At 42.3% G+C, this 13,592-nt stretch carries 15 protein-coding genes and 1 pseudogene; 9 read left to right on the forward strand and 7 right to left on the reverse strand.

Annotated elements, in window-relative coordinates; all coding sequences use genetic code 11:
* Positions 1-5 precede the first annotated feature (5 nt).
* Together WH223_RS17155 and WH223_RS17160 are read right to left on the reverse strand one after the other, a co-directional pair.
* Positions 6-725, reverse strand: coding sequence for a LytR/AlgR family response regulator transcription factor (locus WH223_RS17155; protein ID WP_340049056.1), 720 nt, complete (start codon positions 723-725; stop codon positions 6-8).
* Positions 703-1,800, reverse strand: coding sequence for a sensor histidine kinase (locus WH223_RS17160; RefSeq protein WP_340049058.1), 1,098 nt, complete (start codon positions 1,798-1,800; stop codon positions 703-705). Before WH223_RS17160 ends, WH223_RS17155 begins: the two co-directional genes overlap by 23 nt.
* Before the next feature lie 242 nt (positions 1,801-2,042).
* On the opposite strand from WH223_RS17160, the gene WH223_RS17165 reads away from it, so the two are divergent.
* Positions 2,043-3,068 (forward strand): hypothetical protein, encoded by a 1,026-nt coding sequence (locus WH223_RS17165; protein WP_340049059.1) that lies wholly within the window; start codon positions 2,043-2,045, stop codon positions 3,066-3,068.
* A gap of 92 nt (positions 3,069-3,160) precedes the next feature.
* On the opposite strand, the gene WH223_RS17170 is transcribed toward WH223_RS17165, so the two are convergent.
* The gene (locus tag WH223_RS17170) at positions 3,161-3,448 is read right to left on the reverse strand and encodes an antibiotic biosynthesis monooxygenase family protein (RefSeq protein ID WP_340049060.1); all 288 of its coding nucleotides are present in this window, start codon (positions 3,446-3,448) and stop codon (positions 3,161-3,163) included.
* Between the two features lie 190 nt (positions 3,449-3,638).
* Between WH223_RS17170 and WH223_RS17175 the strand changes: the two genes are divergently transcribed.
* From WH223_RS17175 to WH223_RS17190, 4 genes and pseudogenes are all read left to right on the forward strand, one after another.
* Positions 3,639-4,802, forward strand: coding sequence for a TonB-dependent receptor (locus tag WH223_RS17175; protein ID WP_340049062.1), 1,164 nt, complete (start codon positions 3,639-3,641; stop codon positions 4,800-4,802).
* Between the two features lie 33 nt (positions 4,803-4,835).
* Positions 4,836-6,074: pseudogene (locus tag WH223_RS17180) on the forward strand (outer membrane beta-barrel family protein); the annotation flags it as partial.
* 18 nt (positions 6,075-6,092) lie between these two features.
* The gene (locus WH223_RS17185) at positions 6,093-7,136 is read left to right on the forward strand and encodes a sensor histidine kinase (RefSeq protein WP_340049063.1); all 1,044 of its coding nucleotides are present in this window, start codon (positions 6,093-6,095) and stop codon (positions 7,134-7,136) included.
* Positions 7,137-7,139: 3 nt separating this feature from the next.
* A complete protein-coding gene (locus tag WH223_RS17190) occupies positions 7,140-7,856 on the forward strand; it encodes a LytR/AlgR family response regulator transcription factor (RefSeq protein WP_340049064.1) in 717 nt (238 codons plus the stop codon).
* Positions 7,857-7,929: 73 nt separating this feature from the next.
* On the opposite strand, the gene WH223_RS17195 is transcribed toward WH223_RS17190, so the two are convergent.
* Positions 7,930-8,895 (reverse strand): alpha/beta fold hydrolase, encoded by a 966-nt coding sequence (locus tag WH223_RS17195; RefSeq protein ID WP_340049066.1) that lies wholly within the window; start codon positions 8,893-8,895, stop codon positions 7,930-7,932.
* Positions 8,896-8,923: 28 nt separating this feature from the next.
* Here WH223_RS17195 and WH223_RS17200 point away from each other — a divergent pair, with 28 nt between their 5' ends.
* The 4 genes from WH223_RS17200 (at position 8,924) to WH223_RS17215 (ending at position 11,065) form a co-directional block, all read left to right on the forward strand.
* On the forward strand, positions 8,924-9,292 hold the full coding sequence (locus WH223_RS17200) for a MerR family transcriptional regulator (RefSeq protein ID WP_340049068.1): 369 nt from the start codon (positions 8,924-8,926) through the stop codon (positions 9,290-9,292).
* Positions 9,293-9,319: 27 nt separating this feature from the next.
* On the forward strand, positions 9,320-10,009 hold the full coding sequence (locus tag WH223_RS17205) for a helix-turn-helix transcriptional regulator (protein ID WP_340049069.1): 690 nt from the start codon (positions 9,320-9,322) through the stop codon (positions 10,007-10,009).
* Between the two features lie 81 nt (positions 10,010-10,090).
* Positions 10,091-10,483, forward strand: a complete 393-nt coding sequence (locus WH223_RS17210; RefSeq protein WP_340049070.1) for a RidA family protein — start codon at positions 10,091-10,093, stop codon at positions 10,481-10,483.
* A 3-nt stretch (positions 10,484-10,486) separates the two neighbouring features.
* A complete protein-coding gene (locus WH223_RS17215; protein WP_340049071.1) occupies positions 10,487-11,065 on the forward strand; it encodes a YdeI/OmpD-associated family protein in 579 nt (192 codons plus the stop codon).
* A 30-nt stretch (positions 11,066-11,095) separates the two neighbouring features.
* Here the strand turns inward: WH223_RS17215 and WH223_RS17220 are convergent, their stop codons facing one another.
* The 3 genes from WH223_RS17220 to WH223_RS17230 are packed head-to-tail and all read right to left on the reverse strand — an operon-like array spanning position 11,096 to position 13,278.
* Entirely contained in the window at positions 11,096-12,061 is a 966-nt protein-coding gene (locus tag WH223_RS17220) for a nitrilase family protein (protein ID WP_340049073.1), read from the reverse strand.
* Between the two features lie 37 nt (positions 12,062-12,098).
* Positions 12,099-12,941 carry an AraC family transcriptional regulator gene (locus WH223_RS17225; RefSeq protein ID WP_340049075.1) on the reverse strand — a complete coding sequence of 281 codons (843 nt, stop codon included), beginning with the start codon at positions 12,939-12,941 and terminating at the stop codon, positions 12,099-12,101.
* A gap of 16 nt (positions 12,942-12,957) precedes the next feature.
* Positions 12,958-13,278, reverse strand: coding sequence for a MerR family transcriptional regulator (locus tag WH223_RS17230; protein ID WP_340049077.1), 321 nt, complete (start codon positions 13,276-13,278; stop codon positions 12,958-12,960).
* Positions 13,279-13,592: the final 314 nt, after the last annotated feature.

The following is a 13,592-nucleotide window of genomic DNA, read 5'->3' on the forward strand; positions in this document are numbered from 1 at the left end:
TTTTCTTACACCATCAAGTCGCCCCCAAAATAGAGGTTGAAGAAATCCTTTTTGTACACTTCGCCAAGCGGAATTTCAGTGCCTTGCAAGAAAATGGTGTTGTGGTCGAAAGAGTCAATAAAGTTCACGTTGATGATGTAGGACTTGCTGACCCGCACAAAAGTATTTGCAGGAATCTTTTGATAGATGGTCTTTAAGTTCATGGCCGTGATGAGCCTTTGGTTTTGTAGATAAATTACCGAATAATCTTTGAGCCCTTCAATATAAAGGATGTCAGCATAGTTAATGCGGTAATAACGTCTATCTGATTTTATTAAAATAAAATCGCATGTACTTTGTGCCAATGTGTTTTGTTGCGGACTTTCGGCTAGCAGCAACTTGTATGCTTTAGCCTTGGTAATAGCCTTTCTTAGCCGCTCGGGATCAATGGGCTTCAACAGGTAATCGAGCGCATCGAGCTCATAGCTATCTACCGCATATTTTGAATACGCGGTGGTAAAAATAATCAATGTTTCCTTGGGCACTTGCGCCGCAAAAGCCAAACCATTAATCATAGGCATTTCAATATCTAAAAAGATAAGATCTACCGTGTTTTCTTTTAACAAATCTATAGCTAAGCAAGGGTTTGAAAAAGTACTTACTATTTGCAAGTCCGATACTTCTTCGATTAAATCTTGCAGCTCTTGCCTTGCTAAGGGTTCATCATCGATGAGTATACAGTTCATAAGGTATTGTTAACGTTATTTCAAATTTTGTGTTGGTGTCGGCTAACGCAAAGCTATGACGGTTCCCATAAAGAAGCTCCAGTCGACGTGTTATATTCGACAGCCCAATTCCGCTATTGCTATCCTTTATCGTTTGGCTGTATTGAGGATCTTTAGAGTTCGCACAGCGGAACGTTATTCCTTTATCATCAACCCTTATAAGCACTTCTACGTAGGAGGGGAGACCATGAGCATTCACGCTATGCTTTATAGCGTTCTCAATGAATACAGTAAATAGGTTGGGCGGAATAAATATCTTGTTTAACTCTTGCGTTTGCACGTCAAGGGATAGTTTAGTGCTGAAATTATCCCTCCGGATGTTTTCTAGATCTAGGAAATTAGATAGAAAGTTTATCTCCGCATTTAGCAGGGTCTTTTCTTCCGTATTTTCATATAGTTGGTAACGCAGAAATTCCGATAGCTTCATGATCACGGTATTTGCTTTTTCGGGATTTGTACGTATCAGCGAGCGTATACCGGCCAGCATATTAAATAGAAAATGAGGATTTATTTGGTTACGTAGCTCATTGAGCTCCATAGCGAAGCGGATACTATTCAGCTCGTTAATCTTCTTACTATCCTGCATCCAACGCTGAAAGAGCTTAATCATGGTGGTCACCAGCGTCGTTGTTGTCAATGTCATTACCGCTTCATGCATACGCATGGTATTTCGCTTCGGCGTAAAACCATCATGGGTTAATAAGGAACCTATTATAGTTGAAAGTAGTGCTATGCCTAAAATCGAAACAGTAATAATAGATACCAGATATAAAATATACTTCCCTCGAAAAAAGAACGATGGCACCAGAAACATGATGTTGAAGTAGAACATGGCAATCAACGTAACATAGATGATGGCTATGTAGGTCAGTCTGTTTGATTCTGTAATTTCTGGGTATTCGGGTAGGCGTTGTGTAAAGTAAAGCATCACCAAAATGCTCAACAATAGCGTGATGTGGCGTATTGGTTGATAGCGCTTCTCCGTTATAAAATTTATTATTTTGGTGTCGGGCACCGTTAACATGTTATTTATCATCCATCATTCCCACTAAAAATTAATCAAATATAACGTTTGCCTATCCTTAAGTCTTTGAAATTATACCAAAGCTATCCGCTTTTATACTAAACCCGTTAATGAAGGTCTTTAGTATAAAATTGAGGTCATTTGGTCTAAAAACAAAAAAATAGACTTTTCTTATTTCTTTTTTTGTGTCGTTCTGATTAGGGAACTGTGGGTATAGTCACACCTCAACCGGATAAAAAACAAAATTCAAAAATATGAGAAGGATAAAAATTGCGACACTTTTTGTCGTGATGCTATTAGGCCTAAGGCCATCGTTTGCCCAGCAGCAAGATACTGGTTTAAAGAAGGCATCACGCGATAGCATTAGCGAACCCAAGAAAGCTATGGTATATGTGATCGATAAGTTTGCGATGGCTCGTCCTTTAAATATGGAATTTTACAGTACGGCAGCCCATAATTTCAACATCAAGAAAGGTGATGTAGAAGGTCCCGAACTAAAAATGAATACCTATTATCAGGCGAAAGCAAATATGAATATTCATTGGGTGAAAAGGAAAAATTGGCTCTTGAGTACGACCCACAACTATAGCTACACACATATGGAGGTGGAAGGGAGTGAGGCTACTGCCGATAGGCCTGCCGCCCTAGATAAGGATTTTCAATACCTTTCTTCATCGCTTAACTTCTCTTATTTTTCTTCAGCTTTCAAAAAACGGATGATCTACAATGCGAGTGTTGTTGTGGATGGGAGTGAGCAGCATCTAGAACGTGTTAAAGGGCTTGCGTCGGCCGTGATGGTATTGAAAGGTACGCTGCAAACCAAAATGGCAATCGGGGTGATGGTCAATATCGACCCTAGCACGCAGATTCCCGTGATTCCCGTGTTTACCTATGAACATAAATTTAATAGCGGATTTATCGTTGATCTTACCTTACCAAAAAGCGCCTACTTGCGCAAGCATGTATTTAGCCATACCGGAAGGATTTCGATGGGGTCTGAGTTAAATGTAAATTCCTTTTACCTGTACAATGCAGATGCAACGGCCCAGAAGTATGAATATCGTCAGATTGATATCAACTCCGGCTTAATGTATGAGCATGCGCTGGGGCATTTTGTCTTTACTGGAAAGGCTGGTGTACGCTCTTTAGTACGTGGACGTGCCTTCAAGAAGGAAGATTCTTTTGATAAACCTGTAGCTGAGGTAAATGCTGATACGCCTTTCTATTTTAACGTAGGTGTATCCTTCAATCCATTTACCATGCTCAAGCGAAGCAAATAAAATATAGCATTAGTACCCTTAGTTTAATTCCTCAATAAGGATGGCCTTATTCGCTTTGTTAAGTGGGTAAGGCTTTTTTTATGCCGTAGATTCTACAAACTTTCGTAGTGAAGTACCGTTGGAAAAGGGTCGTAGAAATGATGAAGCAGCGCTTTCCATGTTTGGTATGCTGCAGACTGGCGGAACCCTTCGGTATGATCGCTTAGTTTTTCCCATTTCACCAGTAGTATATACTGATGGTCATTCTCTATACATTTCTGTAGCTCATGGCCAATGTAGCCCGGCATGGAGGCGATAATTGCTTTCGCTGTATCGAAAGCTTTTTCAAAGTTTTCCGTTTCTCCAGGGATAATATTAAGCGTAGCGACTTCGAGAATCATGATGGTTTGGTTTGTTACCGCTAAATGTAGCCACTTTTTTTTGTTTCTTCGAGATCTATTAATTTTTAAGCCTCTATTTTCTAGATTTTTTATTGCTACCCGACCGTTCATCCCTTATTTCTTACCATCCGTATAAAAAAATATAGAAAGTATTTCCTGTAGTATAGCTTCGGAAGAAATTAAAAACTGGATGACATTAAAACGTATTATTATTCTACTTTTTCTTCTCGTTTATAGGCTTTTTGACGGCTATGGACAAGCGTCAATTAAAGGTCGAATTGTAGATGGACTTGGTTTTGGAATACAAGGTGTTAACGTTGAGCTAAAGGATGAGCAGCGCGCAAAGCCTTTAGTTCCGGTAGTAAGCGGTGTGGACGGCTATTACCAAGTAGTAAAATTGCTATCCGGCAAATACCAGCTAAGCTTTGTTAAAGAAGGTTATGAGTCTGTAAACATCGCGTTAGCAGATAGCCTCCAGCAGTTGCCAACGGTGGTCATGGAGAAGCAGGTTGTCACGCTCGATGAACTACAGGTTGTAGGTCGTAATAACCCGATTAAATTGTCTTCCGGAAAATTGAGCTTCGACCTGAGTAAGTCTTCCTTTGGTACTTTAGGGAGCGCCCTAGATGTATTGCAGAAGATGCCTGGCGTAATCATATTGCCCAATGGAAAGATCAGCCTAAATGGGGAAGAAGGCGTCCAACTCCTTATCGATGGCAAAACCAACTTTATGACGGGTGAGAGCGTTATTGCTTACTTAAGTTCCATTCCGGCCGCCTCGCTCGCTATCGTGGAGCTGATCAACCAGCCCAGTGCCGAATTGGATGCAGCGGGCAGCGCACGGTTTATCAACTTGAAGCGAAATAGCCAACCTAGCAAAGGTATTAGCGCGGTGCTTGGTAGCAATTATGAACAGGGCAAAAAATACCGTATGCATCATAATGTTGCTGTGGAAGCCAACTTAAATAAGGTACAACTATCCAATGTTTATTCTTTTTCAAAAGGAACAGACCTGCTAGATCTTACCTCATCGCGCTACTTGAATACGGCGCCGACAAGCGGACAGAAGCCTCTGCAGTTGGATATGGACGCAGAAAGAAGGAAGCCTTATGCAAATCATTACTATAAAGGACAGCTTGATTATATCGCTACAAAAGTGCTACGCTTAGGGACTTATCTTTTAGTCAATAACACAAATCGTAGCAAGGACGAGCGGGTTAATTCTTTATTTTACTATGATCAAGCAATACCCGATTCTGTATTGAAAACTGACAATCTCTTAAAGCATCGTTTTAAAAACCTATCTGTTGGCGGACATGCTACCTTTCAGTTTGCTGATGATTCTAGTTGGTAAACCTATGTCGACAGGCAGCTCTTCAAACAAGACGACCAGCAGCAGCTGAATTCATATTCATTTCGGGATGATAGGATGAATCCTGTGCAATCGGCACTGCGCGGAGGCACCCATGGCGATGTAAACATCAACACCTTGCAGAGCAAATACCGCTTTAGGATGCGTCCTAATTGGGAAACAACGCTGGGTGGTAAATACACCCGTATTCATATCGAAACAAACTCCATCTATCAAGACTTTGTAAACGATCAGTGGCAAGACAATCCAGATTTAGCGAATAGCTTTGCACATAAGGAGTACCTGAAGGCTCTTTTTATGCAGTCGCAATACCGTTTGTCCGATAGGCTAAACATCGACCTCGGACTACGCTATGAAAATGCAGAATTTGAAAGTGTGGCCAGCAGCACCATAGGGGACAATGCAGCTATCGCACGTTCCTACCATAACCTGTTTCCAAATATGACCGTTGGCTATGCCTTTGCGGAGCAGCAAAATCTATCGTTACACTACAATAGGCGTGTAAATAGACCTAATTTTCGTGATTTGAATCCCTTCGTGGAGTTCAATGATCCGTATCTCTATGAAAAAGGAAACCCGACCTTGCGGCCTGAGTTTATCAATAACCTCGAGTTGACATGGACATTTAAAAATGCCTATTCCTTTAATATGTTCTACAGTATGAGCGAGGACCCGATTACAAAGAGTTATAATCTAGTGGGTGAAAATATTGCGGTAGTGATGCCGCTGAACTTGGCCGATGCCTATCGCCTAGGATTACGTTTTAATGCGGCCAACATCACATTAGCCCGTTATTGGCAGGTACAGGCCAATGCTAACCTCGTGTATAAAAGCTTTGCTTGGCTGTCTGATGTGACGCAAAAGACAAATAAACGCTTAACACCGTCCCTTCAGTTGCAAAATCAAATAAAGCTGCCCTTCAAGTTAAATTTTGAAGTCAACGGTTTTGTTAGTGGCTCTTCCGTAGAGGGGCAGGCACGTATTTCTTCTATATGGTCGATAAATACAGGCTTGCGTAGAACTTTGTTTCAAGATAAATTTACTTTGTATATTTATGCCAACGATATCTGTAAAACTAACCGTCCGCAGATACACCTTATCGGAGATTTTATGAATGGACAATACCAAGAAACCTATGACAGCCGCGCAGTGGGCATAAGCCTTTCGTATCGGTTGAGCAAGGGAACAAAAGCCAATTTGAAAAATCATAGCGATGGAAGTCGCCTAGAGGAAAATAATCGTATCGGTTACTAAGTTTAAATAAAGCATAGCATGATTTCAATGCGTCATATACTTCCTGGCTTATGGGGGATTGTATCTTTCAATATCCTGCGCATCGTGACAGATCTGACTAAGAAAGATGAGTTTTGGTCGGGCGGATTTAAGATGCATGCCAGCGCGATGGCTGTTTCTGTCGTCGCTTGTTACTTTATTGCCTTTTTGTTTCGTAGAAAACTACAGCGCATTTTTCAAGCGCCAAACAAAATATACGGTAGTCCCTTCAAGGAATATGCATTGGTGGTGCTCCAGCTTATTGTGATTATCAATGTTGTTGCACTATCGGCAGAAAATCGTGGTCTTATCTACATGGGCGACGGTTTTATTGACTACATCATTATGAATGCCACCTATATTCCCTTGCTGTTGCTCTATTATACGCTGCTGCGAACGGAAATTATCAATAAAAATCTGGCGACGAACAACCTATATGTGGAGAAGCTTAAAGCCGATCAGTTAGATACCGAATTGCAATTGCTGAAAAATCAATATCATCCACATTTTCTCTTCAATGCTTTGAATACGATTTATTTTCAAATTGATGAGACAAACAGCTTGGCGAAGAACAGTGTAGAGCAGCTATCTGAATTATTGCGTTATCAAATTTATAACGCCGATGCACAGGTGTCCATGCTAGAGGAAATCACCTTTTTGCAGTCTTACATAGCATTTCAAAAGCAGCGGCTGACGGAACGACTGGTGGTAAAAACAGAATTTGAAACCGACTGGAACGGACTTGCGCTATATCCGCTTATCTTCCAGCCGCTATTGGAGAATGCATTTAAATATGTACGAGGACAGCAGGAAATCGTCGTATCGCTGAAAAAGGATGCACATAAATTGATTTTTATAGTTAGCAATACATTGGCTGATCGACCAAATCAGATAGCCGGATTTCCTGCCTCGCCAGCAGCAAATGGGGGTGCAGGCTTAGCGAACTTAAGGAAACGACTAGACTTATTATACGGTGATGGCTACACCTTGAACACAAAGGTAGCGCAGCAGCGCTTTATTGCCGAATTAACAATTACGATATAGGGTATGGAACAGCTTAGATGTGTGGTCGTAGATGATGAGCCTTTTGCACGCAAGGGTATCGTTGCTTATGTAGAGAAGATAGATTTTCTTCGCCTTGTCGGCGAATGTGAGGACGCGATGTCCCTTAATCAGCTGCTGAGAAAGGAGAAAATAGATGTTATTTTTTTGGATATTGAAATGCCCGAAATTACAGGCCTTGATTTTATAGCGACGCTCAGCAATCCGCCCAAAATTATTATTATCTCGGCCTATGAGAAGTATGCTTTACGGGGCTATGAACTGGAAGTGATCGATTACCTGCTAAAGCCCGTATCGTTCGATCGCTTTTTCAAAGCTGCTAATCGGGCTTTTGACACGATGCAGTTGGCCAATTCCGCTACATCTACGATTGTGAAGGCAGTAGCCGATGATCATATCTTTGTGAAGGTCGATAAGCAACTCAAAAAAGTATATTTCAACGATATATTGTTTGTGCAAGCGATGGGAAATTACAGCCTTGTACAAACGGTACATGGGCAGGAAATAACTTACAGCAGCTTACAACAATTGGCCGCGCAGCTGCCTAGCGATAGCTTTATTTCTAGCCATCGATCTTATATGGTGAACAGGACAAAAGTAGATGCTATCGAAGGCAATCAGTTGCTTATCGCGAGCTATAAATTGCCCATCGCGCGTAACTTGAAAGAGCAGGTGCTGGCCGCTATCTTGGGCGAACGGTAAGCACTCTACCGGATAAGGATTGAATAGGGGAACAATAGTGCATTTTGCTCCCCTCGGCATCTATAGAAAAAGATTAACCAGCTAAGAAATTCAAGATAAATTGAGCCGTTTCCGTAGGCTTTTCTGCCAATAGAAAATGACCACAAGGTTCTACTTTCTCCAATCGGAAATCTAAAGCGGTATGCGGCAAAGAAGCTTCCAATAGGGCATAGCCGCTGCCACCAATGCCCAATACAGGCATCGCTACTTTCGCATAAGATTTAGCATCTTCAATGTCTTGCGGAAAAGCTTGATACCAAGCATTCGCTGCGCGAATAGATTCTTTACTGTTGTAGGCTGCCGTGAATATAGCTTTGTCAAAAGGACTAACCGCTGTAGGCTCCACAAGCAAGTACTGATATAACCAATCAATGACGATATCCATACGTCCTTCTAATAGCTGTTCGGGGAGGTCCTTCACCTGATTAAAGGCGAGCCACCACGGGTATACGTAGTTGGCTCCCAAAATAGGGAGCATCGGCAGTTGATACATCCCTGCATCAGGATGTGGCGTGTCTAGCAGCAGCAACTTAGCGGTAGCCGTAGGGTAGTTTGCGGCAAAACTGAACGCTACATGTGCGCCGATATCATGACCGCCAATAGCTACCTTGCCTAGATTTAGCACCTCTACAAGCTCAAATAGATCTTTCGCCATATTCTTTTTGGTGTAACCATCAGGCGCCTTCGCTGAGCTTCCCATACCGCGTATATCCACCACGATAACTTGATGGTGCTTTGCGAGCAAGGGCATGACTTTATGATAAGCCCACCACGTTTCGGGATATCCTGGAATTAATAGTAAAGGTGTTCCTTGGCCACCCATCACGTAGTGTAGCGTGTGCCCATTGACTGTTGTATAGTGATTGCTGAAGCCCGGTAAGTGCTTGATTAAGGCTTCATCTGTATAGGCTATATCCATTTCTTTATGTTTTATTCTCGACTTGTTGATAGCGAAATTAAAGACTATTTTTGCAAGTGACAAGTGTGAAGTATACTTCATGGTTTGTCATTTTTTTAATACATACACCATGAAATTAATAAGTCAGCTTTCGAAAGAGACAGGCATACCCATCGGGACGATTCGATTTTATGAGAAATCAGGTCTTTTTTCTGGTAAAACGAGAATGGATGTGACGACCAATAATTATGTGTATTACGGGGATGAGGTGATCGACAAGCTGCGTTTTATACAGATGGCTAAAGTTGTCGGTTTTACCCTTGCGGAGATAAAGGAAGTCATTGATGCTTGGTATAAAAAAGAAATCAGCAAAGCGGCCAAGATTACCGTGCTTAACTTAAAACTGCTTCAAATAGATGAAAAGATGAAGGAGCTTAAAGCCATGAAGAAGCAGATTGCGCTATGTAAATACAATATAGAGCATGATTTAAGTCAGTAGACCCCTAACCAATTAGCGCACCACAACATGAAGGATAACGATACGAAAAGGCTGTCTAGGCTTACGGCTATTTTAATACAATTGCAGACCAAAAGGCTGATTACGGCCCCAAACCTTGCCGAAAAATTTGGAGTTAGTGTACGCACCATCTATAGAGATATCAGGGCGCTAGAGCAGGCTGGTGTGCCGATTCTCACCGAAGAGGGAAAGGGCTACAGCCTGATGGAAGGTTATAAGATTCCGCCGATTATGTTTTCGGAAAGTCAAGCCAATGCGTTGATCCTCGCGGAGCAGCTGGTGCTCAAAAATAAAGATGCTTCTTTTATTAAAGATTATACCGAAGCGGTAGACAAGATAAAGGCGGTTCTCCGGCAGGCCGAAAAGGATAAGGCAAATCTCCTTGCTGAACGTACGCGCTTTGACCAAAATTTGAATAGAGAGCGGAACAGTGACAATATTTCCCAAATTCAACAGGCGCTAACGAATTTTCAGCCCATCGCGATCGACTATACCAACGAGCAGGGAAGTAGTACCCGAAGAATAATAGAGCCTTTCGCCTTGCTGAGTACCAACGAAAATTGGCTACTCGTGGCCTGGTGCCGATTGCGCGAAACCTTTCGCTACTTTCGTCTCGATAGAATCAAAAAACTGGAAATTCTATCCGATACGTTTGAACCCCACAAGATGACTCTGCAAGAATATTTCGATAAATATTAATAGTCGTTTATACCCCTGACATAAGGCTGTCCTGAGCGCCATTTACTTTTGTGGTATCAATACACAAACAAAGTTTAAAGAATGGAAAAGCAAATTTTTGACCCTTGGGAATGGGGGAAACAGACGAATACAGTGCAGGCTGTAGAAGTGAAAAACGTAACAGGAACCTTGTACTGCTCAGGGCAGGTGGCCATCGATGCACAAGGCATACCTAGCGCTGCCGATATGCGCACGCAGCTCATTCATGCTATTAAAAACTTGGAGGAGCTTATCGATAATGCTGGTTATGCATGCGAAAATATCGTGCGTCTAAATGTATATACGACCTCTACGCAAGAGTTTTTCGTCAGCTGTATGGATGTTTTTGGACCTTTTATTCAAAAATACGGCATCAAACAGGCGACAACATTACTAGGTGTTAAAGAATTATTTGCAACTTTAACTATAGAATTGGAAGCAACGGTTGTCAAGTAATTCATGCAAGAAACAGACGTTTTTTATCCGACGAGCCTAACAGCGTGGCGAAAATGGTTTGAAGAAAATCATCTTTCAAAGCAGGCTGTTTGGCTTGTCTTTCATAGCAAGTCGTCGGGAAGACCTAGCATCTCCTGGAGCGAGGCCGTAGATGTAGCCTTATGTTTTGGCTGGATTGATAGTAAGAAAATCAAGATGGATGCGGAAACATCACATCAGTTCTTTAGTCGCCGAAAGGCGCAAAGTACCTGGTCGAAAATCAATAAAGAGAAGGTTAAATCATTGATAGCGCAGGGGCTGATGACGGCAGCAGGCCTAAAGGCTATCGCTGTGGCTAAGGAAAATGGTTCGTGGACCCTTTTAGATGAGGTAGAAGCGCTTGTCGTTCCCGAGGATTTAACGGTAGCCCTTGCTGCGGTTGAAGGTGCTGAAGACTATTTTTTAAGTCTGAGCAAGAGTATGCGCAAGATGCTATTACAATGGTTGGTGCTGGCCAAAAGGCCCGAAACACGGCAAAAGCGTATAGCTGAAATTGCTACGTATGCAGGTCTGCAACAGCGACCGCCGCAATTTCAGCTATAGTACAATAATCATCCGCAAGGCGGGAAAAAGCTACTTTTTATCTTTTTCGTCGCTATGCAACCAAACTACTTTTTGTTGAGGCGTATGCTCCTTCCCGATGATCGAACGGTATAAGTCTGGTCTTCGTGCTTGTAGATAGCGGCTACCACCGGCCTGCGCCAGTTTCTCGGCTGTAATTGTTGCTATCACAAAGCTGTCTTCAAATGTTCTACATTCCGCAAGGATATCCCCGAAAGGGTCTAAAATCATCGCACATCCATTTTTCAGCTGGTCGTCATCCATCCCAATAGGGTTGGAAAACACGGCGTAGATGCCATTGTCGTAGGCACGCGCAGGCAACCATTTCAGGAGCCATGCCCGTCCCTTCATACTGTCAAATTCTAGGCGCAAGGAAGTAGGGTCGTTCTCTCGATTTATCCATAGCTGTGGATACACAAATCCAGCGCCAGGACGAGATGATGGCGTACACATGGTGACATGCGGCATGAAAATAATATCGGCACCGAGGAGCTTCGTTGCCCGTACATTCTCGATAATGTTGTTGTCATAGCATATTAAAATACCACATTTCCATCCCTGAATTTCAAAAATTGTATAGCTATCGCCAGGCGTCAAATGTGGGTTTATAAAAGGATGCAGCTTACGATGTTTCGCGATTAAGCCGTTCTTGTCTACGCAGATGTACGGTTTATATAAATTGTCGTCTTCATCTTTTTCAAATAAACCCGCAAGGATGACGATGTCATACTTTGCTGCGATCTCGATAAGCCTTTGCGTGCTATCGCCATCGGGCACCAATTCGGCTAGCGCCAGCATTTGCATCTTACTTAAATTGCGTGCAAAAGTATAGCCCGTAATGGAGCATTCATGAAATGCGATAACGTCTGCGCCTTCGGCGGAAGCTTGCTGCGCCAGCCGCTCAATAACGGATAAGTTATAGGCTTTGTCGCCGCTTTTATGTTCGAACTGGGCGGTTGCTATTTTAAGATTTTCCATATTTTCTTGTCTGGTGAAAGACAAAACTATGGGCTATCTATTTCGATAAATTGTACAAACCCGACATAGGTACTTTACTTTCTTGAAACTCCATAAAATTGATTGCCAAGCGGTGGGTTTGATGGAGGTAGGTGGATGGCGTTATGCCTGTATATCTTTTGAAGGAACGTATCAGATGCGACTGGTCGAAATAACCAGCTTCAGCCGATAGGCTCGTCATATTGCCTAAGTGCGCCTTTTGTTGCAGTAGCTTGAGGAAGGCGTGGAGCTGCACGATACCGGTAAATTTCTTCGGGCTCAGCCCAATAGATTCACTAAAGGCACGTTCGATATGACGCTCCGTATAGCCGGTATGCTTAACCAAATGTTGCACGGTGACATTTCCCTTATGTTCCGCAATGAAAGCTAAAGAGGACGCAACAAGCGTATGGCCATAGTCTTTTTGAACCTGCGCAAACGTTCGGAAGAAGGTGTTGAGGGTATTAAGCCGCGCTGTCAGTTGCTTTTGCTCCAGCAACGCTTCTTGCAGCAGCCTGCTTTTGTGGCCCACGATATCTTGCAGCGGAATGATGCTATCCCTCAATTCATGGGCCGAAATGCCCAATAAATTAAACAGACCATCGGGTTTAAAAACGACAGCCACCATAGAAAACTGATGCTGTATGTATAAGTCTTTGAAAGCGTCCACCTGCCCATACAGGAAGGAGGGCGGTAGTGGCTTCGCTTGGTCAATAAAAATAGGGCTGTCGCTCAAGCAGAAAACCATACCTGCATGGCCATCAGAAAACAGGCGTAGCTGCTTTAGGCTATCCGTTGCACTCGCTAAAAATAGATAGTGCTTGATGTAGGGCTGAAGATCTGCTGATGGCAATAGCTGCATAGGCCTTGAGGTAAATTTAGGGGGCTTTTTTGAACTTGTTAAGCGTTTGCTCAATTAGTTCAGCACGTTTTTTTACTTTTTCTGCGGATGCATCAAGCGTGTAGCCTTCATCCAACAATTCTTTGATAAGTAACATCTTTTTGATGTTTTTATAATCGTATCGTCTGTTTTTTCCTTCTTCTTCCGTAAGGCTTACGATGATGCCTTTCTCCTCCCAATAACGAATCTGACGTGTCGGAATGCTTGTTATTTGAGAAACTTCGCCAATACCAACAACCAGTTTGTCTAGAAATTCATAGTCAAACGATAGGTCTGTAGCTGTAGTTGATTTACTCATTTTGTAATTTATTTTCAATTTATGTTGCTAATATAGAAATAAAGCCTTTACTTTACAATTGTAGATTAATTACAATTTTTGTATTAAATATACTTTTATTGTCTTAATTGTACATTCGTGCTTTTCGCCCCGAAGCATGTTTTATCCTTTTGTTCGCTAAAAGGGAAAGATTTTTTTATAAACTTTAATATTCCCCATCATGAAATTAGAAAATTAGCCCTCTTTAATTACCGAATTAGGCTAGGGAGCAGGCTCCTCATAAAGCGGATATATTTTCGCTTAGGAAGCTTTTGCAGCTCGACGTCTGATTAAAC

The sequence above is a fragment of the Sphingobacterium sp. MYb382 genome (assembly GCF_037572665.1).
Taxonomy (GTDB): Bacteria; Bacteroidota; Bacteroidia; order Sphingobacteriales; family Sphingobacteriaceae; genus Sphingobacterium.